Genomic DNA, 22,562 nt, shown 5'->3' with positions numbered 1-22,562 from the left:
TCTCCCTCCGTCACGACAGCCGGATCCGCGGGTCGAGGTAGGCGTAGGTGATGTCGGCGATCATGTTGAAGATGACGATCGCGCCGCTCGCGACCACGAAGAACGCCATCACCGGGGTCGGGTCGGCCTCGTTCAGCCCGGTGATCAGCAGGTGGCCCATGGCCCGCCAGCCGAAGACCGTCTCGGTGACCACGGCACCGCCGATCACGGTGCCGAAGTCGTAGGCGGCCAGGGTGGTGATGGGGATGAGCCCGTTGCGGAAGGCGTGCCGGGTCATGACCGTGCGTTCGGGCAGTCCCTTGGCACGCGCCGTGCGCACGTAGTCCTGGTTCATCACCTCCAGCATGCTGGCGCGGCTGTACCGGGTGTAGGTGGCCAGGGAGACCAGGATCAGCGCCATGGTCGGCAGTGCCAGGTGGCCTGCCGAGTCCAGTGACAGTTCCCAGAAGGTGCCCTCGTAGTTGGGGGTGCTCGCCCCGACGGTGGAGATGGGGCGGCCCTGCACCGAGCTGCTGTAGGAGGCGAAGGACTGGAGCATGCGGTCCACGAAGATCACGCCGCCGGTGAACAGGCCCGTCCACACCGCCGTCGCGATCGCGTTGCGCCGGTGCAGTACGCCGCCGACGCCGTAGCCGATCGCCACGCACACGACCACCGTCGTCAGGGCCAGCCCTGCGATGATCGCCAGGTTGGGTGCGTCCAGGACCGGTGAGAGCACGAAGTACATCACCGTGCCGACCCCGGCCGCGGTCAGCGCCGCGTACATCGGCCGGTTCGGTTTGGGTCCGGAGATCAGCACGGAGAAGCCGACGGCGGCGCCCAGGGCGCTGATCGCGACCGTGACCGGACCCAGTCCGGGGTCGGCGAACCACCGGGTGAGCGAGATGAACGCCAGCAGCGCTCCGGTGACGGCTGTGGCCCCGGCGAAGGCGATCAGCCGGGTGCGTCGGTCACCCACCATCAGCGAGCTCCAGGCCAAGCCGGCGAGCAGCGCGACCACGCCGATGACCAGGGGAGGGATGACTGGCTGCGCCAGCCAGTTGTTGAACTCGATCGCGCCGTACTGCTTGAGGAGCACACCGACCCAGAAGATGGGCAGGGAGAAGGCGACGAACGCGCCGAAGGTCACGGAGTGGTCGAAGCCGCTGTACTGGCGCAGCGCCGAGATGATGCCGATGGCGATGCCGATGACGATCGCCAGGACGGTCGCCGCCACCACGAGCTGCATGGTGGCCGAGATCGCGTCCGCGAGCAGGATGTTGACGTCCTGCCCCTGGCGGTTCGTCCCCAGGTCGCCGGTGAAGGCCGCGCCCAGCCACAGGAAGTAGCGGGCGTAGACGGGTAGATCGAGGTGCATGCGTTCGATCCGCTCGGCCATCGCGGACTCCTGGGCGTCCTCCGGGAGTTCCCTGAGGTCAGCCAGGGGGTCACCGACGTTGGCCGCGAGCGCGAACATCACGAAGCTTGCTGCGAAGAGCACGAAGGCCGAGACGACCAGTCTTCGTGCGATGAAGACGAGCACGAGTGCTGACTCCTGAAGTTCAGGGGAACGTTCACGCGCAGACGAAGGGACCGGAGGACGTGTTCGCCTCCGGTCCCTGGTCGGAGCGCGCTGACCGGTGGGTCCCATCGGTCAGCGCGGTCGGTTCTGCGTGAACGGGGTGGTGCGGCCTACTGGGCCGTCCACTCCCACATGTTCCAGACGATGTCGGTCTGCGCGGGGTTGGGGACCACGTTCTCCAGGTTGTCAGTCCAGGCGGCGGTGCCCGGGTGGCTGAAGAGCGGGATGGTCACCAGGTCGTCCCACAGGATCGTCTCGATCTCGTTGATGATCTCCAGCTGGGCGTCGGTGTCGAACTCCTGCAGGAGGTCGCTGAGCAGCTCGTCCATCTCGTCGTTGGAGTAGCAGCCGTTGTTGTTGCCCTTGCCGTCGGCGGTGCACTCGGCGGGGGTGCGGTAGGTGGAGTTCCAGCCGCTCACCTCGGCCGAACCGGACCAGGCGAACATGGCGACGTCGTAGGTGTTCTGCGACAGGCCGCCGTCGGTGTCGAAGAAGGTGTCCTCGGCGTTGATCTGCACGTCGAAGCCGGCCTCGTCACAGGAGTCCTTGATCAGCTCGGCGGTCTGCAGGCGGCGGGGGTTGCCGCCGATGAAGCCCAGGCGCACCTCCTGGCCGACCGCGTCGGCCTCTTCGAGGATCTCGCTGGAGCGGTCCAGGTCCACCTCGGCCCACTGGTCGCCGCCGCTGGCCGCGACGGCCTCGTCATAGCCCGGGTCGAACGGCGAGATGTTGCGCACGTCCATGGTCTCGGCGTCCTCTTGGACCGGCTTGATCAGGTTGTCCACGATCAGCTGCCGGGGCACGCAGTGCGCGAAGGCCTCGCGCAGCTCGTAGTCCTCGAAGGGGCTGGAGTCGAAGTTGAAGTCGAGGTGCTCGTAGATGTACTCGTCGTAGACCTCGTACTCGACCCCGGCGAGGCCGTCGAGCTGGTTGATCAGGTCGACCGAGGGCTGCGGCCGCATGATGTTGATCTCGAGGTTCTCCAGCGCCTGGGTCTGCTCGTCGGAGGCGATCCAGCGGATGACGATGTTGTCGGTGGCCGGCTCCTCACCCCACCAGTTCTCGTTCGGCTCCAGGGTCAGTGACTGCCCGGCGTCGTAGTTGGCGAGCTTGTAGGGGCCGGAGGAGGGGATGAGCTCCTCGTCGGGCAGCGCACCGCTGATGGTCCAGCCGTCGTTGAAGAACTCGGCGGCGTCGGCGAGCGCGTCGGTGTCCTCGTCGCGGATGGCCTCGACCAGTTCCTCGGTGGTCAGGCCGCCCTGCTCCGCCACCACGTGCGCGGGCATCAGGGTGGCGTTGCCCTGGCTGGGGCCGTTGCTGGCCCAGTCGGCGTAGGGCACCTCGTACTCGAGGGCGAAGTCCTTGTCGCCGAGTTCGCACTCGGGCATGACGGTGTCCTCGATACCGCCGGTGCCGATGACGGAGAAGTCGTACCTGCCGGTCTGCTGCGCCCACCACAGCATCACGTCGGCGCAGTCGATCTCCTCGCCGTCGGACCAGACGGCGTCCGGGTTGATCGAGTACTCGACGATCTGCGGGTCCTCGGAGACCAGCTCGTAGCTGCCGAACTCGGGGTTGGCGGTGACCGCCCCGCCTTCGCCGAAGTACCAGAAACCGCTGGTCACGCCGTGGTTGACGATGGCGTTCTTGCTGGAGTTGGCTCCGGCGGTGGTGTTGTTGTAGCTGTCGTACTCCTGGTCCCAGGCCAGGGTGATGGTGGTGCTGTCGCCGGCGCTGCTCGCATCGCCGTCACCGCCGTTGCTCGAGCACGCGGAGAGCACCAGCGCTCCCGCGGCGACCACGGCTGTGGCCTTGGTGATGGTTCTGGTCTTAGTCACAGAGGGTTTCCTCTACCGATCAGGGGATTGTGTCCGTGGTACGGAATAGAACGGATTCTGGGCATGGTTCAAAGTTTGGGCAATAGGCGATTGGGGGGTGTTGCACACCTGATACGTACTTGGTGCCTAAATCTAGCCAAAAACAGAACTAAGAGGGCAAAAACATGACAGATCGACTCTTGAGGTCGTAGGGTCCGATCTTGACTCCGTTGCTGGCGGAGTGACAGGTGGTGCCGCTGGTGCCGGGTTCTCGCGGACAAACATCCGAACATCCTATGAGTGGATATTCGGAGGTAATCGGCGTTTACTACTTTTCTTTTGCGTGGAAGCCCGGGAGGGCCTGGGGTTCTTCACTCTGTCGTAAAGGCTCCGAAAAAGAACCGCAAGAATGAAGGGCACCCTAAAAACGGGAAGTCCGGTGACTCTCCGTAATTCTTTCCGTGGCCCTCCCGAGCCGCGGATCAGCCGCCCGGGTGGACCTCCACCAGCCCCTGAGCGATCCCGACGAACCTCTCCACCTGCTGACGGGAGGCGAGGACGGTCAACGCGGGCAGACGGGGACGGCTCGGCGCGACCGGGTCGACCACCACCTGCGGCCGCTGCATGACGCCCCTGCGCAGCCGCACCGCGGCGAGTTCCTCCCACCGCCACACCCACGTCATGTTCGGCGGGGTGGCCAGGGTGTTGAGCACGAACAGGCGCCGGTCGGTCAGCGCCACGAGCATCCCGGTCCCCTTGGGGTGGGTGAAGAGCCCGGCGATCCGTTCCTCCCCGGGGTGGACGGCCTGCTCCAACCAGTCCAGCGACTGCGCGTGGTGTGGTCCGGCCACCCACCGGGACGGCGGGTTCACCCAGGACACGGGCTTGGGATCTGTGGTCACGATGCTCCGTCGGGGGAGTCGGGGGATTCGTCGGCGATCCCGGCGGTGGGTTTGTCGGTGGAACCGAGGGGAGACGGGGAACGCAGGGACTCCAGGAGCCCGGCGAAGCGGTCGGCTTCCCTGCGTCCCCGCGCGAAGGAGAACGTGTGGGAACGCCCGGCCCAGGAGGTCTCCCGCGCGGTGACCGTGAGCTCGGCGGCGCCCAGCCCGAACCGCTTCCTGGTCACCTCCACCGCCTCGATCTCCGCCAGCTCCCACGAGCGCACCTCGTTGCCGGGGTGTGTGTTGAGGCAGCTGAACAGCCGCTCCCCGGTCAACAGGTGCAGGTAGGAGTAACCCTCCTCGGTCTGGGGGTCCTCGTACGCGGCGGCGACCGGGCGCTCACCTTCGCGCAGCGACTCCAGCAGCCACTCCAGCTGCGGGCGGCAGACGGCGCGCACGATCGGCCCTGAGGGGCCGATCCACTCGAACTCGGACTGATCCATGAGCACCTTCCGGCTGGGGCTGTACATGTGTCGATGCCATAGTGCCCGCTGTGGTTCGGCGGGGTGGGCCGGTGGCCGCGCCCGTGTTCGCCCGAGCCCCCAACCGGCTCGGCCGCCTCGATCCGGCTCCGCTTCCGAAGGGTTGAGGGGATGATCCGTGGACCGCTGCCCAGGAGCGCCCTAGTCTGTGGGACCCACCCCCGGAGGAGAGCCCGCTGTGCCCCGACCCTTGTTGTTCATCGACGTCGACGGCCCCCTGAACCCGTTCCGCGCCGGGCCCTCGGATCTGGAGGGCCACACCGTCCACCGCATGCGCCCCACCGGCTGGGAACCCCCGGCCCGGCCCCTGGACGTGTGGCTCAACCCGGACCACGGCGAGGAACTGCTCGCCCTGCCCTACGAACTGGTGTGGGCCACCACCTGGGAGGACGAGGCCAACACGATGATCGGTCCGGTCCTGGGACTGCCCGAGCTCCCCGTGGTCAAGCTCCCCGGCCCGCTCGACGCCCGCCACGGGCTGTTCTTCAAGACGCCCGTCCTCGCCGAGTACGCCCAGGGCCGCCCCTTCGCGTGGATCGACGACGGGATCACCGAACAGGACCGGGTGTGGCTGGCCCGCAACCACATCGCCGACGTCCTCCCGCGCCGGATCGACCCCGCGGTGGGGCTGCGGGAGAAGGACTTCGACCTGCTCGCCGACTGGCCCCCGGCCCTGGCCGCCGTCGACTTCCCCCACTGACGCTCCGCCAGGGAGCGGCTCCGGTCAACGGGACGGGGCGGGCGAAACCCCTCAGGCCACTCCCGCTACCCTGTGACCCATGACACCAGGACTCGGGGGGTCGGGCAACGGCGCCACCACCCTCACCATCCCGGGGGCCTTCAACGGCCCCGACGGCTCCGGCAACGGCGGCTACAGTGCGGGGTTGCTCGCCGGGTGGCTCACCGACCCGGGAGGTCCGGCCGTCCAGGTCACCCTGCGCACCCCGCCGCCGCTGGACCGGCCGCTGACGGTGGAGGGCACCCCGGGGGAGGGGCTCCGGCTGAGCGATCCCGCCGCTGAGGACTCCGCCCGCCTGGTCGCCGAAGCCGTGATCACTGGCCCTCTCGACACCGAATCCGGTAACGGATCCGCTGCCGGACCGGCTGCCGGCGCCGAACCCCGTGGGCTCGCGGTGATCCCCGGCGGCCCGGTCGGCGTCGGCGAGGCCGAGGCCGCCCGCAAGCGCTACGCGGGCCTGGACCAGCACCCCTTCCCGCGCTGCTACAGCTGTGGCCCCGAACGCGCCGAGGGCGACGGCCTGCTGCTGTTCCCGGGATCGGTCCGCCCCGGGCAGGGCCCCGACGGAGTCGGCAACACCGTTGCCTGCACCTGGGACGTGCTCCCGGCGGTGGACGGCGGCGACGGCACGGCCGCCCTCGCCCAGGTCTGGGCCGCGCTCGACTGCCCCGGCGGCTGGTCGAGTGACATCTCCGGCCGTCCGATCGTCCTGGGTCGGATGACCGCCCAGGTCCTCGCGGCCCCGCCGGTCGGCTCCACCCAGGTCGTCATGGGTCACCTGGAGGCGGTCGACGGCCGCAAGGTGCACACCGGCAGCGCCCTTTACGACCAGGACGGCGGACTGCTCGCGTTGGCCCGGGCGACCTGGATCGCGATCCGCCGCTGAGGAGCGGACCGACCTGCCTGCCCCTCCAGTACGGTGAACCCTTGTGGCCTTCGAAAACACACAGCAGACCGCGCCGAACGACAACGGCGCCTCCGCCGAGCCCGCCGCCCAGACCCCGGGGCCTCGGCGGGGACGGAGCGGGCGCGGACGCGACCCCGAACGGCGGCGGACCATCCTGGACGCCGCCGACCGGGTGATCCAGCGCGACGGTCCCGACGCCTCCATGCTCGCCATCGCCACCGAGGCGGGGATCAGCAAACCGATCCTCTACCGGCACTTCGGTGACAAGAGCGGCCTCTACCAGGCGCTGGCCAAGCGCCACGTGGACCCGCTCATCGAGGTCATCCGCGCCGAGCTGTACCAGCACACCGAATTCGAGGTGCGGGCCCGCGCCACGGTCGGCGCGTACCTGTCGATGATCTCGCGCAACCTCAACCTGTACCGCTTCCTCATGGACCGGGCCACCTCCGAGGACGTGCGCACCCGCAGCGACCTCGGGCTCATGGTGCGCCGTCTGGGGGAGGAACTCGCCGACCTGCTGATCAGCGAACGCCGGATCAGGGGCCGGCTGCGCGCGCAGATCGCCGCGCACGCCATCGTGGGCATGGTCCAGGCGGCGGGGGAGTGGTGGCTGGAGCACCCGGAGGTGAGCGAGGCGGAGATCATCGACGACCTCACCTCGGCCGTGGTCGGCGCCATCCGCGGCAGTGGAACCTGACCGGATCAGCGCCCGATCTTCTCTGCGGGCTTGACCTGGAGTGCACTCCAGGTCGCATGCTTGGTGCATGAAGGACTACTACACGCCGGGTGAGGTCGCTGAACGCTTCGGCCTCACCCTGGACACCCTGCGCTACTACGAGAAGGCGGGCCTGCTCCGGCGGGTGGAGCGCGCCCCCAGCGGGCACCGCCGCTACCGCACCGACGACGTCGACCTGCTCTACCTGGTCCGCTGTCTGCGCGACACCGACATGCCCATCGCCCGGCTCCGGGACTTCGCCGAAATGGTCCGCGACGGCGACCACACCATCCCGGACCGCCTGGGCGTGCTGCAGAGCCACCAGCACCACCTCAACACGCGCATCGCCGAGCTGCGCGAGCGCCAGGACACGATCCAGCACAAGATCGACTACTACCTCGGGGTGCTCGCCGACAACCCCGGCCTCGCCGAGCGGTCCGCTCCCGCGGGCGCCACCTCCGCCTCCGACGCGGCGGCTGTCGCGGCCACCGCGAAGGAAAGCTTCTGATGCGCTACACGACCATCCGAGGCCGCACGGTCAGCGCCCTGTGTCTGGACGCGATGCAGTTCGGCAGCACGACCGACGCCGACACCTCCGCCGCCCTGGAGTCCCCGGGCCACATGCACGTCACCGTTCCTGAACAGTGTTCAGGAGTGACAGCTGCTGCCACTCCCGAGCTCTGCGCGCGCCCCGAACGGTCTTGGGTGCGCTGGTCCCCCGCGTTCTCGTGCCCTCGGCCCGGGTGCGCGCATCGGGTGCGCGCTCCGGGCCGGAGTGGCGGGGTCCCTCACGCCCCGGGGTTGCCGGTTCGGTCTGGAGGGTCCGAGGCCCGCACCCATCACTCCGGTGGGTGCGGGGCGGTGCCGTCCGACGCCGGATCGCAAACCCCTGAGCGCGCCGCCCGATCGCGATGCTGGCCGCATCGCGGGCGGGAAGTCTTCCTTTTCTTGCTGGTGGTGGGTTTCTGCCAGTGCTGGGCACCCCACCGGGAGGTGTAGGCCGCATCCACCGCGATGATCGCTATCCCGGTGGCATCAGCCATGCTGACCAGGCGGGCCCTGAGCTTGCCGGTGGGCATCCCGGAGATCAGCTGCCGGAACCGCTTCCTGCGGCCGTGCTTCTCCCGACTCTTGGCGTCGGTGAAGTCCAGATCCTCTACCGCGATCGCCTTGACCCCGCACGCCTGGGCCCAACGCAACAGCTGGGAGAGGGCGTGGCGGACCTGGGCATCACGATGGGAAGCGGTGCCGGACAACTCGTAGTCGAAGCGGCGCGGATCCCCGATGGGGTTGCCGTGGGTGTCCAGCTGCCAGGCGGCCAGGTGATCGGCGTTGGTGTCCACCCCCACCACCCCCTGCCCCAGCGCGGCCCGGAGCGGGACCGCCGGGGTGGCCGGGATCTGCCAGGACGCACTCACATACCAGCGTCCCCGCTCCACATCCAGGTGGATGCGATAGGCCACCGCCCGATTGTCTTCCACCCGATCCGCCCATTCCTCGCCCCGGTGCGCGAAGGCCGCCTTGCCGGAGAGCACGTACCGGCCGTGCGGGGCGTTCGCCCACCTCTTCAGCGGAGCCGGGAGCCTGATCGACACCTCACCGTCGGGGCTGATGCGGATGGTCTCGTTGCCGAACCGTTTGCCCGACTCACCATCGGCCTGCAGGAACCAGCGCTCGGCTTCCCATTGCTGGCGCCACTGGTCCTCGGTGAGGTGGGCGGCATCGAGGTGGTGGCGGGTGCGGAGCCACCCGCAACCAGGTCGTCCTCGCCTGGCTGATGGACCACGAGCCCAGGGTGGTCCCGTTGGTCGGGGTGAGCAGCCTCGCCCAGCTGGACGAGGCGCTGGAGGCCACCGACCTCACCCTCACCACCGAACAGCACTCCCGGCTCACCGCCGCGCACTGATCCCTTCCCGCATTGCCCCTCGACCCCGGGTACCCCCATACTTCGCAAAGCTCGCAAATGCCCGCATAACCCCGCTTTCGCGGTTTCCTGTCGCTTCGGGCGGATACCTTCCCTAGGGAGACGCGGTCACCAAGGACCGCGCGCACCGGCGGATCCGTGAACCAGTGGGAGGGGCCACTTGCCCGAGAGCACATCGTTGGAAGCGGACTCCGGTGCCTTCCACCAGATCCATTTCGCCTGGGCCGACCCCACCCTCCTCGGCCGCGTCGGTCCCGGGCCCGCGGCCACCTCCCTCCCGCAACGCGACCAGCCGGTCCTGCGCTCCTGGCGCGACCGGCTGATCCCCGCCCTCACCGCGGACTACCGCTCGGCACTGCCCGACACCGACCCGGCCGCCTACCCCGAGACCCTCTGGGCCCGCCACTACCCGGACGGCCAGAGCGCCCTGGTCTACCGCTGGCCGGGCGACGTCCGCCAGGCCCACGCCTGGGCGATCGTCGGCCCCACCCGGGGACTCACCTTCTCCCGGATCCTCGCCCTGCACGAGAACCCCAACACCCGCCCGGCCCCGACCAGACCCCCCACCCCCGGCTGGGCCGCCATGCGCACCCTGCCCGCCCCCGAACCCTGGGAACACACCTGCGCCCCCGGCGCCCTGCGCACCCGGGACCGCCGCGCCGCCGAAACCCGGATCGACAGCGAACCGATCCTCATCGGAGCCGTGGCCCGCGCCCTCGAACACCCCGACAAGCCCGTCCACATCACCCTGGACCCCGACCGCGCCGACCTGTGGCAGGCCACCCAGCTGCGGTTCCTGTGGGGGATGCACCGGATCCTGCACGACATCCTCACCCCCCGCGCGGCCCTGCCCGCCGAGGGCTGGAACTGGTCCTTCTCCACCTACGACCCCGTCCTCGGCGTCGAAGACGGCCCCCACCTGGCCTTCGGCCCACCCACCACAACCCCGGACTCCCCCTTCCTGACCCCGGCCCCGAGCGACCACCTCAAGATCGCCGACGGCCTGGTCACCGTCCTGCGCGAAGAGGGCGGCGACGCCCTCGGCGACCACCTGCGCGCCCGGGGCATCCCGGAAACCATCGACTTCACCGACCGCCGGGCCCTCCTCCGCGACTGGTTCGACCCCCGCCCCAGACCCGCCCCCGAACCCCACACCCGAGAGGAAACCCTCGGAACCACGGATACCGCCGAGCCCGGCGACCCGCGAGGAACCGAGGAGGCACCGCAGGCCGTCCGCGCTCCTGAGGCCACGGATACCTCCGTGCCCGAGACACACCGTGAGCCCGAGGAGACCCCCGACCCCCAGACCTCCCGTGGGTCCGCTGAGGATCCTGCATCCGGGGCGGGGGAGACCCTCGGGGCTGCCGGGCTCCAGCGGTCGCGAAGCGTCGAGGAGCCGACTGAGCCCGTTGAGGGCAGGGGGTTCAAGGAACCGCGAGGAACCGAGGCGAGCGCGGAACCCCCCGGGCCCGGGGCGGCCACCGAGCCCCCGACGGGCCGGAGCGGGGCCGAGTACGAGTTGACGGAGGCCCCGGACCCCTTCGCGGAGGACGGGGCCCAGGACACCTCCGAACAGGAGACCTGGGCGGGCTCGCTGGGCGGGCGGCCGCACACCTTCCTCGGGGTGGGCAGACGCCCGCCCCCGGCAGTGGAACCGCCGGAGGAGCCCGTCACCGACCCCGGAGCCGGGCAGCCCCTCGACCCGCCGCTGCCCCCTGAGCCGGATGAGGCCTGGACCATCTCCGCCTCCACACCCCCGGAAGCACCCGACGAGGAACCCTCCGCACCCGCCCCTCTCCCCGAGACCCGCACCCCCGCCGACGCCCCGCCCCTCGCGGTTCTGACCCTCGCCGAGACCGAACCCCCCGACTACGAGGCCGAGACCGAACCCGACACCGACGAGTTTCCCGAGGACTCCGACGACAACTGGCCCACCCAGTACGTCGACCTTCCCCTCTCCCGTCTGGAGCGGTGGCACTCCAAACGAGGCCCCGAAGGGGCTTACACCGACGTCGTCGACGCCCGCGCGGCCGTGCGGGCCGAACGCTCCGAACTCCAACGGGTCCGCGACGAGCGCGATCACTACCACACCGAGGTCCAGGAACTACGCAGGGAGATCGCTCGCTTGGACCAGTCCTGGATCGACTCCGAATCCACCTCCGATACCCCCGAACGCAGACGCCGCTGGCCCCGGGTCCTCCTGCTCCTGGTGCTGTTCGCGGCGGTCTTCGCCGTCGGCCTGCAGATCGGAGCGGGAACCGGTCTGGACACCCTCGGTCTCCTGGCCCTTCTCACCAGTCCTCTCACCTCCGCCAGCTGGTGGCCACTGTGACGGGCAGCACCCACCGAACACGCCCTAACCTGGGAGGATGACCGACATTTCCCCGGCCCCCGGTGCGGTTCCGCAGCCGTTGTGGGACGCCGTCCGCGGCCTGGACCTGCCCAAGCAGCACCTGAAGGACCTGACCTCCTTCCCCGAGGAGGCAGGCGAGATCCTCCTGGACGCGGTGGACGCCCTCCGCGAGCGGGACGTCAGCGCCGCGCGCACGCTCGCCGAGGCCCTGCGCGAGCACGCCCCGCACCCGGGGCACCGCCAGTTCGCCACCAACCAGCTCGCCGCGATGCTGCGCGCCGAAGGCCGGACCGAGGAATCGGACGCGCTGCTGGAGGAGCTCATGCGCCCCGGGCTCGAACGGGGCGTGGCCCTCCTCCTGGCCGAGGACCTCGCCGGGCAGGGCGCCTGCGACAAGGCCCTGCACTGCTACAACGTCGTCTGCCGGGGCATCCTCGCTGAACCCCCGGAGACCGTCGCCGAGCTCAACCGCCTCGGCCTGATGCCGCTGCTGGGACGCGCCCGCATGCGCGAACTGCTCGGCATGGCCCCGGACGCGCACGACCTGGCGACCCGCTCCACCGACGCCTACCTGCCCCCGCTGGAGAACCTCGCCGACCTCCAGGGCGGCGGCCCCAACGGTAGCGCCCCGCAGCAGGCCTTCCCCGGTGACCTCCCCACCCGGACCGGCCCCGGAGAGCGCGCCACCCCGCCGCCGCCCGGACGCAACGACCCCTGCTCCTGCGGCTCGGACCGCAAGTTCAAGAAGTGCTGCGGCTCCCCACTGGCCCGCTGAGCCGCGCAGCCGCCGCGTCCGACAGCCCCGCGCGTGAGCGCCGCCCCCCGCCCGGCCGGAATCGGCCGGAACCAAACCAGAGGCGAAGGAGTCACATCCCGCGTCAGTGCGCGACGGGCGCACCGGGGAAGAGGTGTCGGTTCGTGTTCGGAATCCTGAGGCCCTGCAGACACAGCCTGTCCGAGGATCTGGCAAGGGAGTGGATGTCCCACCTGTGCGGGCTGTGCCTGTCGCTGCGCGACGACCACGGCCAGGCCTCCAGGGTCGCCACCAACTACGACGGCCTTGTCCTGTCGGTCCTGACCGCCGCCCAGTCCGAGGAACAGTCCGGAACCCGAAAGGCCGGTCGCTGTCCCCTGCGCGGAATGCGCGGGGCCGACGTCGCCGACGGTTCAGGGGCACGCCTGGCCTCCACGGTGTCGCTGATGCTCGCCTCCGCCAAGATCAGCGACCACATCGCTGACGGTGACGGACTCTACGCCCGTCCAGGCGTGCGCGCCGTCGCCGGGAGGGTGGCCGCACGGTGGCGACGCGGCGCACAGGAGTCGGGCGACGGACTCGGTTTGGACGGCGCCGAGCTGGCGGCCGTGGTCGACCGCCAGCGGGAGGCCGAGCTCTCCGCGCGGGAGGGCACCGACGTGCTCACCGTGACCCGGCCGACGGAGAAGGCCACCGGCGAGGCCTTCGCGCACACCGCGGTCCTCGCTGGTGTGCCGGCCAACGCCGACCCCCTGCGGGAGGCCGGCCGCCTGTTCGGCCGGGCGGCCCACCTGCTGGACGCCGTGGAGGACCAGGAGGAGGATCTGGCCAACGGCGCCTGGAACCCGCTCACCGCCACCGGAACACCGGTCAGCAGGGCCCGCGAACTCTGCGACGGCGCCGTCCTCGGTGTCGGACTGGCCCTTCGCGAGGCCGAGTTCGTCGATGATCGCCTGACCCGCGTCCTGCTAGTGGTGGAACTGCGCAAGGCGGTCGAACGCGTCTTCGCGCACGCCGGGCACCCGACCCCGTCCGCCCACCGAGGCGGGGCGGACAGCGAGGGACACCGGCACGACGCGCACCATCACGGGGACCAGCGGGAGAACGATCACGAGGACGCTGACGGCGGGGAGAGCCCACCTGCCCGAGGCGGCTGTTGTTCCGCCTGCGGGTGCGCGATCCCCGCCCTGGAGGAGCCGCCGCGCAGCCGGGGGCTCCTGGCCGGATGCGCGACGGCGCTGTTCATGTGCTGCACCTGCCAGCTCTGCTGCCGCGACCCGCACCCCGGGCCCTGGTCGGGAAAGCCCCGGCACGCCGTGTGCGATCCCTGTATGTGTGCCTGCGACGTGGGCGAGTGCTGCACTGGGTGCCGCGACACGTGCGACTGCTGCGACAGCTGCTGCTGCTGCCCCTGCTGCCCCTGATCAGGGGCAGCGCCCTCAGCGGTCGCAGCTGCGGCACCGGCGGGTGGCCGCGCGCTTGGTGTTGCCCCCGGTAGCCCGCAGGGGAGAGTTCTCACTGATCCGCCGCCACAGCTGCGGGTCCGGGTAGTTGACCCAACCCCACACGGGGGCCTTCACATCCGAGTCGGAATGGTAGGAGCAGCCGAGCCGGTGGGCCACACCGCGCAGGGAGATGAGGATCGCGTCACCGGCCGGGTGCAGCCGCACGGTCGAGAACGGGGTGCCCGTCCCGCAGCTGCCGATGTAGTCACGGGGCAGCGCACAGGCGCAGCCTTCACCGACGGGGAGTTCACAGAAATCGCAGCGCTTCATTCTCCTACAGTGCACCCACTCAGTGACGATTGGGCAACTTTTCGTGCCTAACGCGCCACGAAAAAAATAAACCTTCCCCGGAAGTCCTCTTCCCACGCCTCCAACTCACCTCGGATTTCCAGCCCCGCCCTGCGTCCCGCCTGTTGAGAGGGCCCCCGAGCCCACCCGAAGGTGACACACCCCTCACTCACCGCGCGGCCCCCGAGTAACACGTTCCGGGGCGCCGCGTGCTCAGAGCTTCGCGGCCGCGGCCCGAAGATCGGCCACCAGGGTGTCGGCGACCCTCTCCTCGTGGACCGCGACCCCCTCGGCGGTGATGGCGTCGGCCAGGTCCGGGTCCCACGGCGCGGGGGTGACCCGCCCGGGTGCTGGCGCCTCCTGAACCCCAGGCAGCGCGGCCAGGTAGTCGTCGGCCCCCATCCGCCAGGGAGCCACACCGGCCACGGCCATGAGGTGGGCGGCGATCCGTAGCCCCTCCCCGTCGAAGTCCCCGTGGTAGCGGAGCTCGGCCCCGCCTTCGGAGAGCGTGCGCAACAGGGCGATCGCCGCGCTGTTCGGCCAACCCGACACACAGACCAGCGGCGGGCAGTTCGAGCCCAGAACCCGTTGGGCGTGCGCCAGGACCGACGGGTTTTCCACCACGAACACCACCGGGCAGGGCTGCGCCAGCTCAGCGCTGTCGGACACCGCGGACAACTGGTCCAGGGTCACGACGGCCGCCCGCCCGGTATCGGCCCACATCCGAAGGGTTGAGGCAAGCGGGCCAGCGCCACTCGGGCGCAACCCCAGGACCAGGACGGAGGTGGAATGGGAATCGCAGTCCACCCCGAAATCACCCCACAGCGCACGCCGCTCCCGTGCGTTCGCGGGGGCGTCGACGTCACGCAGGACGGCCAACGCCCGCAGCACCAGACCGGGTACTGCTTTGGTGCCGTCCAGGGCGTGCGGGTCTCCGGTCGTCTCGGCGGCCAGGGTCGGCAACGGGCGACCGTCCGCCAGCGGGAGGGCGGCCAGCACCGCGAGGGCCTGCTCCAGGCGGCGCCGCAGCCCTTCCGTGTCACCTCGCGGTACCCGGTCGGCGCGGATCAGATCCACCCACCGCGCCAGCGCGGGCTGCGCCGAGACAAGCGGGTGGGAGGCCAGCCAGGCCCACAGCCTCTCGCGCTCCTCCGCAGTCCGCACCCGATGCGCGGCCCGGTCGTCGATCGGTCCGACCACCTCGCTCGCCACGGCCCGGGCGTCCAGCCCTAACGGGGCCAGCGCGCGGTCCAGCCGGTTCAACCGGACACTGGTCCGCGCACCCGGGTAGGAGACGAGCCCCAGCAGATCGGCCAGGGCCGCCTGTTCCTCCTCGTCCAGGCCCCGCACGGTCACCGAACGCACGGCGGTACCCGAGGACAACCGGTCGTGCACCGCCCGCCACAGTGGGAGCAACGCCTTCCGGCCCAGGTGCTCCGGAACACCGAGACGCCCCGAGCACCCCTCCGGGTCCCTCCCGCCTGCGCTCCCGGTCGGCCTCTCGTCCGTGCTCACGCCTCCTCCAGCGCCGAACCGGTCCACACCCAGCGGACGGTGGTCACCGCGTCGTCGTCCTCGTCCGGGTCCGCCGGGACCAGCTGGTGGATCGCGATCCCGTCCAGCTCGGTGTAGGTGCACCACTCGTGGTCGCTGGTGAGCACCAGGTCCAGGCCCAGATCCACGAGCAGCGCGAAGATCTGCCCCCGGTTGGTTGAGTCCACCCCCACGAACACCTCGTCCAGCAGGATGAACCTCGGAGCCTCGGGATCGGTGGCGTAGTGCGCCGCCACCGCCGCGAACAGCGGCAGGTGCAGGGCGATCGCCTTCTCGCCTCCTGAGAGCCCACCGTGCTCGCGCCGGGTCAGTCGCTGCCAGCCCCTGCCGTCGTCGCGGTCCAGCTCTACGGTGAACCGGTGCCAGGAGGTGTAGTCCAGGACCTGGGTGAGGTGCTCCTCCCACCCCGCGGCCGAGTCCTCGGCGCGTGCGTCGTCGATCCGCTCCCGGAAGAAGGCGTGCAGGGCCGTCCGATCGGTCTCGCCCAGCATCCTGGGGTCCTTGACCAGAAGCTCACGGGCCTTCTCCGTGCCGGCGGGCGCGTCCGGGGCCACCTCCCAGCGCAGCCGGACCGAGATCCTGGATGCGGTCCGCACCCGGCTCAGACGCTCGTTCATCCCCGCCACCAGACCGGTGGCCCTCCGGATGCGTTCGGCCAGGTGGCGGCGGGTGTCCCCGGTCAGTACCCGGTCGAACAGCTCGCGCTCCTCACCGGTGAGGTCGGCGGACCGGACCCGCTGCTCCTCCACCAGGGCCTCATACAGGCCGCGGGCGCCCACCCGCACCCCGTCCAACAGGGCGCTGACCCGTTGAACCTCGCCGTCGACGCCGTCGGTCAACAGCTCCAGGTAGGCCCGCCGGGCCAGCGTTTCCCGGGCGTCGTGCATGGCCTCGGCCACCTTGGCCCGCGCCCCGCTGATCCGCTCCGGGGAGTGGTCGGACCGCGCGGACGTGGCCGCGATCGCCCTGGCCGCGTCCAACGCGCCGCGCACCGTGGCCAGGTCGGATTCGGGTGGTGCCAGGCCGGAATCCTCCAGTAGGGAGGTGTCCAGCAACGCCCGGAACCGGTCGGCCGAGGTGTCACGGGCCGCGAGCGCGGCGCCGCTCCGCTCTTCCAGAACCCGCACGTCGGCGAGGAGTTCGCCTCGCCTTACCTGGGCGGTGTTCTGCTCGGAACGGGTCGTGGCCAGGGCGTCGCGGAGTTCCTTCAACCGGCGCTCACCCAGGGCGACGCGCTCCTGGACCCTACGGTGTTCCACCCCCACGGTGGCGTCCACCGCGGCCAGCCGCGCGTTCAGCTCCCGCGCCTCCCGAGCGGCCCCCGCGGCCGTCCGCGCGGCGAGACCCGCCTCCGCCCGAGCGGTCTCGGCGCTCTCCCGGTGCTGCTCCCGCTTCCCGACGAGCCCGAACAGCTCCACCCGGCTGTCCAGCCAGACCTCCACAGCCTCGCCCAGGGATCCCAGAGCTGACCGGGCGGTCTCCAGAGCCTCCCCGTCGGCGGGCAGCCGGTGCCGCGCGGCCAGCGTCCGCAGCTGACCATCGGCCTTCGCCACCAGGGGTTCGTGCTCGGACAGGCGTGTTCGCTGGCGCTCCAACGCTCCGCGCCGGTGGGACACCAGATCCTGTGCCGAACGCAGACCCCGCGCCGTGCCTCGCGTCGCGGTGTCGGCGGGAACGGCCGCCACCTCCGCGTCCAACCGCCGACGCCGCTCGGCCAGAGACGATTCCTCCTCCGCCACGAGTTCCAGGGCGTCGTCGAGCTCACTCAGCCGCACGGTGAGCTCGGCGATCAGGCGGGCCCGGTTGCGTTCGCGCGCGTGGGCCCCGACGTGCGTGGGTGCTTCCTTGTGCCACTGTCCGTGCAGGTGACCGAGCCGCCACCGGCCGTCGGCCCCCACCAGTGCAGGAACGTCGGGCCGGTCCGCACCGTCACCTGTGCCCGCGGCGCCACCGCTTCCCACCGCCGTGTACGCGATCCCCGCCAGTACCGCGCGCACGTGCTCGGCCGGTACCGGGACCCCCTCTTCCACGACCAGCACGTCCGCCAGGCTGGGCCCGGAGACCGCCGCGACCCCGGAGCTCAGGACCGTGTCACCGGCCACCCCCGACACCGAACCGTCCGGTGCCAGCCAGGCGTCCAGCAGACCGGAGGCTTCCAACGCCGCCTCCACCCCAGCACGGGCGGGCTCGGGGAACCCGTCGGTGAAGGCCACCAAACGCCACAGCGGGGCTCCGGCGCGCGCCGAGCGGTCGGCGGTGCGGGTGTGGGGGACCGGTGGCTCCACCACGGTCGCCGCGTCCAGGGCCGCGATCCGGTCGGCCAGCGCAGCCCGTTCCGCGCCCAGCTCCTCAGCGCGCTGCCGGACCCGCTGTCGCAGGGCGGCCAACTCCTCACCCGCGCTCTGCCGGGCCGCCGCCACCTCCGTGTGGGGGCCGGCCCCGGTCTCGTGATCGATCCCCTGGACCAGTACGTCCAACGCGTCCAGCCCCTTCGGGCCTCCCCGCCCGCCGGGACCCTCCAGAGCCGTCAGCGGGAGTTCGACGCACGCACGCGCCCAGGCCACCAGATCCTCGCTGAACTGGGCCAACCGGGCCTCGTGCGCCGACTCGGCCCCGGCCTCCGCCAGTTCGGCCGAACCGAGCTCCTCCTCCATCGTCCCGAGGTCGGCCTCCAGCTCCTCCCGGCGCCGTAGCAGTTCACGGAGGCGGTCCAGCGAGGCCCGCACCTCATGGATCAGTTCCCCGCGGTGGGTCACGGCCGCCCGCAGCAGACGGCGGGCGGACCGAACCCCCTCGAGCCCCTGCGCCTCCAGAACCCGCTCGGCCTCTTCGAACACCCCGACCAGATCCGAACGGTGCGCCGCCCGTTCCACCTTGCTCCGGACCCCGGCGGCTCCCCGCTCGGCCCGCGCCACCTGCTCGGAGCTCTGCTGAGCCGCCTGTTCGGCCCGCTCGGCGAGTCCCCGGCGCCGCTCCGCCTCGGCGGCTGACCTGCTCTCCTCCTCGGTGGCGGCCCCGGCACTCTCCCGCAGGAGCTCGATCCCGCTCCCCGCCCGGTAGGCCTCGCTGTCCCGGAGCCCGCGTAGTTCACCGGAGACCGTCTCGGACTGTTCGCCCAGCTCCTCCTCCTGCTTGCCCAGCCGGGCCAGCTCCGCCTCGACACCCTCCGCCGCCCCCTGCGCCTCGCGGAGTTCCTCGGAGCGCCGACCCATCTCGGCCGTGGCGGTGGTGAGCTCCGCCGCGGCACCGCGCAGCATCCGGGCCGAGTACACGCGCTGGCGGTCGGCGAGGACCTTGGCCGACGCCACCTCCTCGGCCAGGTCCCGCAGCTGCTCCCGGTGCCGGTCCAGCCGCTCGAACCCGCCCGCGATGTCGGCCAGCTCCCCCTGGCCCAGCGGCGGCAGCGCGCTGGACAGCAGGGAGGACAGCAACCCCGGGTCCAGCCGCTCCGAGAGTTTGGGGGTGCGCAACTGCAGCAGCGCGGTGATGAGCGCGTCGTAGCGGGCCTGGTCCAGGCGGGAGTAGAGCAGCCCGCGGACCGCTGAGCGGTACTCCTTCGGCCCCGCGTGGACGGTGCCCAGCCCGGTGCCCTCCAGCGCTTCCTTGAGCTGCTTGACCGTCAGCGGCTGCTTCTCGGGGGTGAGCAGGGACAGCCCCTCACCCACCCGCGCCGAGGAGGTGAAGTAGGTGGGCGTGACCGAGGAGACGTCACGGGTGGCCTGGAGCCGGGCACCCAAGGTCAGGTGTTCGCTGCCCTCGGCGGTGGGCCGCTCGAACTCCAACCACACGTACCCCACCCGGGTCGCCCCCGGGTAGCCGTGCCCGATCATGTTCCAGTGCATGGCCCGCTCGTTGCCGCCGAAGGTCGACAGCCGGTTGGGGCGCAGGCTCGCGTCCAGCAGGAACGGCAGCAGCAGCTCCAGGGCCTTGGACTTTCCGGTGCCGTTGCGGCCACGCAGCAGCAATCTGCCCTGATGGAAGGTGAAGACCTCCTGGTAGTAGCGCCAGACATTGAGGATGCCCGCCCGCGCTGGGTGCCACCGGTCGGGGGTCTGCTCCACCGGGACCTGGGTCATGCCCGACCGCCTTCCTGACTCTGTTCCTTCTTCCCGGACCCCGTGTCCCCGAAGTCCGCGCGGTCCACGGCGTAGCGGTGTGCCGCGGGCAACGCCCGGTAGCGCGGTTCGCCCCGCGGTCCCAGTTCCTGCTCCGAGCCCGGCTCCTGCCTGGCCAGACCGTGCCCGACCAGAACCCCGAGCGCGGCTTCGGTCAACTGCGACGCCCCTCCCTCTCCGCGGTAGCTCCGCGCCCAGGACGGTTTGCGTTCCAACAACCCCTCCACCTCACCGGTCAGCGAAAGCAGGGACAGCGGTCCGGCCGCCGTCAACAGCACGTCGAGCAGCAGGAGCGCGGTCTGCTTCACGTTGCCCTCCCCGGGGAACACGTCGTCGGTGGTGCGCCCGCGGACGTCCACCAGCAGGTAGCCCTCGGCCCTCTCCTCCAACCTGAACCCGGCCTCCTGGGCGGCCCGTCGCAGCAGGCCCCTCCCCGTCAGGGTGTTCGCGTACTCCGCCTCACCCGCGCTCAGATCCGCCGTGTACACGACCGGGTCGTCCAGCAGTCGCCGCATCAGGGAGTGCCTGGCCAGCAGCAATCGCTGATTGCGAGTGGGTCCGCCACCCGGACCCTGGTCCGGACCGTCGTCACCGTTACTGTCCCCGGAACCATCCAGCCGCGGTCCGTACCGCTCCTCCGCCAACAGCTCGGACAGGTCGGGGTGGGCCCCGCCCAGCCGGGAGGGCGGTACCGGAGTGCTGAGTAACCGGGTCAACCGGGCGGGATCGGCCTTGTACAGCACCATCGCGTCCGCCCCCGCGACGTAGGACTCGGTACTGCCGTCCACGGTGGTCAGCGCCCCGTAGTCCTCCAACAACAGCAGCGCGTCCACCAGGGCGGCCCGCTCCGCCCGCACCGAGGAGTCGAACTCGGGTACGCCCTCCTCCACCGCGCACGTGTGCGCCACCCGCTGGGCCAGCAGTCCCACCGTGGTGCGGCTCAACACGGTCAGCTCCGCCGCGACCAGGAAGAACAACGTGTACCGGCGACGGTCGAATGGGGTACCCGACCCGCGTACCCGCAGCGCCGGACGCGGCACCGCCACATGGGAGTCGGCGGCGCGGACCTTGGCCAGGCGCGCGTACCCCTGCCGGGGTTCCACCGTGAGCGTCCAGCCGCAGAAGTAGTCGAACCAGGCGGTCAGCTCGGTGCGCCTGCGCCGCACCGCGGTGAAGGCGGCCTCGTCCCGCTCTCGGACCAGCAGGGGAGAGGCCAGCATCGCCTGGATACCCGACGCCATCTCGTCCCGAGCCTGGCTCACTCCGCGGTTGGCGTTGCGCACCGGCACACGACCACTCATTCGAACCCCCGTTCCGAGTGCGGACCCGCGCCCCCGGGGACACTGATCGACACCACGTAGTCCGGTCCGCTGAACACCCCGCGCGGTGTGCGCAGCCTCGCCTCACCCCGGTCCGGCGGCGGTACGAGCACGATCTCCATCCTCCCGTCCGAGGTCAGCGCCCGCCGGGTGCCGTCCCCGCGCACCGACTCCGACAGCGCCTGACCGAGCAGTGCCAGCAGGTGCTCGAACAGGTCGTGCTCCATATCCCCGAACGCGGACAACCGCACCGGACCGTCGGTGGCCAACCGGCCCAGGGCCCGCTCCACCTCGGCGCGCTGCACCCGCGCCCGCTCCCGGCGCCGCCGCGCGGTCTCCCCGACATCGCGCACCCGCGCGGTGCGGGCCACCCGCCCCGATCGGCCCGAGGAACGCAGATTGGCCGAGACCGGCACCGGATCGGCCACCGCCCACGCCGTTCCGGGGGCGATCAGTTCGTCGTCGGTGTGCCCGAGCGTCGCATGCCGGGCGGGGGAGAGCCCGGTCAGCGCAGACCACAGACGGTGCGCCTCCTCAGGAGATCCCGCCCCCGCGCACCACCGGGCCGCCGCGCGCAGGTCCTCGGCTGTGCTGGACGCCCGGCGCCGCGACTCGGTGATCCGCTCCAGAGCCTCCAACAGGGAACCGATGGCTCTGCGGGCCACCTCGTGCAGCCGGCGCACCCCCTCCTGGCCGTCCTCCGTCGGCGCGAACCACAGGCGCAGCCCCGACCACTTGGTGCGCCGGGCCGCCAGCCAGTCCTCACGGATCCGGTCGGTGGCGCTCGGCGGCAGGTTGGCCCCGGCCAGCGCACGGCTCAGCAGCTCCTCCAGGCCGTGCCCCTCCACCCTGGCCAGGGCGTCGGCGATACCGCGGGCCCGCTCCTCCAGGTTGTCCACGAACGCGTCCAGGTAGCCCACCGTCGCCTGCTTGACCTCGTGAAAGGTGTCCAGGTCCGCGCCGCCCGAGCGCAGCAGCCGCTGGAGTTCGTTGTTGAACCGCTTGGTGTTGTCCCGCAACGAGTCCAGATGCCCCTCCAACTCCTGGAGGGTGGTGAAGACCCGACTGTCCTGGGCAGGGTCGTCGGCGCCCATGAGCACGTGCAGCCCGTCCAACCGGTCGGCGACGGCGTCCAGCACGGCCGTCTGCAGCGCCCCGCGCTCCTTCAACCGCTCCAGCACCAGCCGGACCCCGGCGAACTCGGCCTCACCCCGCGCCGTCAGCGTGTACTGGACGTTCTTGCGCTCGAACTCCGCCGCTGTGGCGTAGGCGGCCGTGTAGCTCTGGGCGGACTCCAACAGCCCGATCGACTCCAGGTGGCGCAGGGCCGCCTCCACCTCCGCTTCCTCCGTGGGTTCGGCGAACCCCGTCCCCGGCAGCCGGTCGTGGACCTGGTCCAGCAGCAGCGCCGTCTCCAACCGCTCGTTGGCGTCGTTGAACACGTGCAGGATCGCGAAGTACAGGTCGCGCCGGCTACCGGAGGTGAAGTCGAAGACCCGTGCGGGAAGCCGCTCGAATCCCTGCACCCCAATGCCTCCCGTACGTCGTCGAACCCTTCACCCCAAGCTACCGGGACGTGGGCAGG

General features: G+C 71.2%; 17 protein-coding genes and 1 pseudogene. 8 read left to right on the top strand and 10 right to left on the bottom strand.

The genetic code is table 11. The features are described from left to right. Nucleotides 1-10: 10 nt before the first annotated feature. The 4 genes from D457_RS0122590 to D457_RS0122575 form a co-directional block, all read right to left on the bottom strand. Nucleotides 11-1,522, bottom strand: coding sequence for an ABC transporter permease (locus tag D457_RS0122590; RefSeq protein WP_017582949.1), 1,512 nt, complete (start codon nt 1,520-1,522; stop codon nt 11-13). 149 nt (nt 1,523-1,671) lie between these two features. Then, nucleotides 1,672-3,399, bottom strand: coding sequence for an ABC transporter family substrate-binding protein (locus D457_RS0122585; protein ID WP_017582948.1), 1,728 nt, complete (start codon nt 3,397-3,399; stop codon nt 1,672-1,674). A 461-nt stretch (nt 3,400-3,860) separates the two neighbouring features. Then, the gene (locus D457_RS0122580; RefSeq protein ID WP_017582947.1) at nt 3,861-4,280 is read right to left on the bottom strand and encodes a hypothetical protein; all 420 of its coding nucleotides are present in this window, start codon (nt 4,278-4,280) and stop codon (nt 3,861-3,863) included. Then, nucleotides 4,277-4,765, bottom strand: a complete 489-nt coding sequence (locus D457_RS0122575; RefSeq protein ID WP_017582946.1) for a hypothetical protein — start codon at nt 4,763-4,765, stop codon at nt 4,277-4,279. The genes D457_RS0122580 and D457_RS0122575 overlap by 4 nt, the downstream gene beginning before the upstream one ends. Before the next feature lie 217 nt (nt 4,766-4,982). Here D457_RS0122575 and D457_RS0122570 point away from each other — a divergent pair, with 217 nt between their 5' ends. The 4 genes from D457_RS0122570 (at nt 4,983) to D457_RS33160 (ending at nt 7,673) form a co-directional block, all read left to right on the top strand. Continuing rightward, complete coding sequence (locus D457_RS0122570) at nt 4,983-5,504, top strand: HAD domain-containing protein (protein WP_039831753.1); 522 nt, start codon at nt 4,983-4,985, stop codon at nt 5,502-5,504. A 79-nt stretch (nt 5,505-5,583) separates the two neighbouring features. Next, nucleotides 5,584-6,429 (top strand): hypothetical protein, encoded by an 846-nt coding sequence (locus D457_RS0122565; protein WP_017582944.1) that lies wholly within the window; start codon nt 5,584-5,586, stop codon nt 6,427-6,429. 43 nt (nt 6,430-6,472) lie between these two features. Further along, nucleotides 6,473-7,147, top strand: coding sequence for a TetR/AcrR family transcriptional regulator (locus D457_RS0122560; protein WP_017582943.1), 675 nt, complete (start codon nt 6,473-6,475; stop codon nt 7,145-7,147). Nucleotides 7,148-7,214: 67 nt separating this feature from the next. Then, nucleotides 7,215-7,673: a MerR family transcriptional regulator gene (locus tag D457_RS33160; protein ID WP_017582942.1), complete on the top strand. Its 459-nt coding sequence runs from the start codon at nt 7,215-7,217 to the stop codon at nt 7,671-7,673. Nucleotides 7,674-8,004: 331 nt separating this feature from the next. On the opposite strand, the gene D457_RS33155 is transcribed toward D457_RS33160, so the two are convergent. Further along, nucleotides 8,005-8,760 (bottom strand): hypothetical protein, encoded by a 756-nt coding sequence (locus D457_RS33155; protein ID WP_204367467.1) that lies wholly within the window; start codon nt 8,758-8,760, stop codon nt 8,005-8,007. 146 nt (nt 8,761-8,906) lie between these two features. Between D457_RS33155 and D457_RS35005 the strand changes: the two are divergent. The 4 genes and pseudogenes from D457_RS35005 to D457_RS0122525 all read left to right on the top strand — a co-directional run. Further along, nucleotides 8,907-9,071: pseudogene (locus D457_RS35005) on the top strand (aldo/keto reductase); the annotation flags it as partial. A 178-nt stretch (nt 9,072-9,249) separates the two neighbouring features. After that, nucleotides 9,250-11,421 carry a hypothetical protein gene (locus tag D457_RS0122535; RefSeq protein ID WP_239646186.1) on the top strand — a complete coding sequence of 724 codons (2,172 nt, stop codon included), beginning with the start codon at nt 9,250-9,252 and terminating at the stop codon, nt 11,419-11,421. A gap of 37 nt (nt 11,422-11,458) precedes the next feature. Next, entirely contained in the window at nt 11,459-12,217 is a 759-nt protein-coding gene (locus tag D457_RS0122530) for an SEC-C metal-binding domain-containing protein (protein WP_017582939.1), read from the top strand. A gap of 143 nt (nt 12,218-12,360) precedes the next feature. Beyond that, on the top strand, nt 12,361-13,620 hold the full coding sequence (locus D457_RS0122525; protein WP_039831751.1) for a DUF5685 family protein: 1,260 nt from the start codon (nt 12,361-12,363) through the stop codon (nt 13,618-13,620). A 15-nt stretch (nt 13,621-13,635) separates the two neighbouring features. Here D457_RS0122525 and D457_RS0122520 read toward each other — a convergent pair whose 3' ends face one another. The 5 genes from D457_RS0122520 to D457_RS0122500 all read right to left on the bottom strand — a co-directional run bounded on the left by D457_RS0122520 (nt 13,636) and on the right by D457_RS0122500 (nt 22,503). Beyond that, nucleotides 13,636-13,971 (bottom strand): hypothetical protein, encoded by a 336-nt coding sequence (locus D457_RS0122520; protein ID WP_017582937.1) that lies wholly within the window; start codon nt 13,969-13,971, stop codon nt 13,636-13,638. Nucleotides 13,972-14,202: 231 nt separating this feature from the next. After that, nucleotides 14,203-15,504, bottom strand: coding sequence for a TIGR02679 family protein (locus D457_RS0122515; RefSeq protein WP_152514326.1), 1,302 nt, complete (start codon nt 15,502-15,504; stop codon nt 14,203-14,205). After that, nucleotides 15,501-19,619, bottom strand: a complete 4,119-nt coding sequence (locus tag D457_RS0122510; protein WP_017582935.1) for a TIGR02680 family protein — start codon at nt 19,617-19,619, stop codon at nt 15,501-15,503. Before D457_RS0122510 ends, D457_RS0122515 begins: the two co-directional genes overlap by 4 nt. Beyond that, complete coding sequence (locus tag D457_RS33150) at nt 19,616-20,959, bottom strand: TIGR02678 family protein (protein WP_239646185.1); 1,344 nt, start codon at nt 20,957-20,959, stop codon at nt 19,616-19,618. Before D457_RS33150 ends, D457_RS0122510 begins: the two co-directional genes overlap by 4 nt. Further along, nucleotides 20,956-22,503 carry a TIGR02677 family protein gene (locus tag D457_RS0122500; RefSeq protein WP_017582933.1) on the bottom strand — a complete coding sequence of 516 codons (1,548 nt, stop codon included), beginning with the start codon at nt 22,501-22,503 and terminating at the stop codon, nt 20,956-20,958. Before D457_RS0122500 ends, D457_RS33150 begins: the two co-directional genes overlap by 4 nt. Nucleotides 22,504-22,562: the final 59 nt, after the last annotated feature.

It is taken from the genome of Nocardiopsis valliformis DSM 45023 (assembly GCF_000340985.1).
GTDB classification, from domain to species: Bacteria; Actinomycetota; Actinomycetes; order Streptosporangiales; family Streptosporangiaceae; genus Nocardiopsis; species Nocardiopsis exhalans.
The sequence above is the reverse complement of the archived record's forward strand: the minus strand, read 5'-3'. Positions and strand labels throughout refer to the sequence as shown.

Bases quoted from the DNA above. Each gene is read 5' to 3' on its own strand.
- D457_RS33160 (WP_017582942.1), top strand. From the start codon at position 7,215: ATGAAGGACTACTACACGCCGGGTGAGGTCGCTGAACGCTTCGGCCTC.
- D457_RS0122575 (WP_017582946.1), bottom strand. From the start codon at position 4,765: ATGGATCAGTCCGAGTTCGAGTGGATCGGCCCCTCAGGGCCGATCGTG.
- D457_RS0122530 (WP_017582939.1), top strand. From the start codon at position 11,459: ATGACCGACATTTCCCCGGCCCCCGGTGCGGTTCCGCAGCCGTTGTGG.
- D457_RS0122565 (WP_017582944.1), top strand. From the start codon at position 5,584: ATGACACCAGGACTCGGGGGGTCGGGCAACGGCGCCACCACCCTCACC.
- D457_RS0122520 (WP_017582937.1), bottom strand. From the start codon at position 13,971: ATGAAGCGCTGCGATTTCTGTGAACTCCCCGTCGGTGAAGGCTGCGCC.
- D457_RS33150 (WP_239646185.1), bottom strand. From the start codon at position 20,959: ATGAGTGGTCGTGTGCCGGTGCGCAACGCCAACCGCGGAGTGAGCCAG.
- D457_RS0122510 (WP_017582935.1), bottom strand. From the start codon at position 19,619: ATGACCCAGGTCCCGGTGGAGCAGACCCCCGACCGGTGGCACCCAGCG.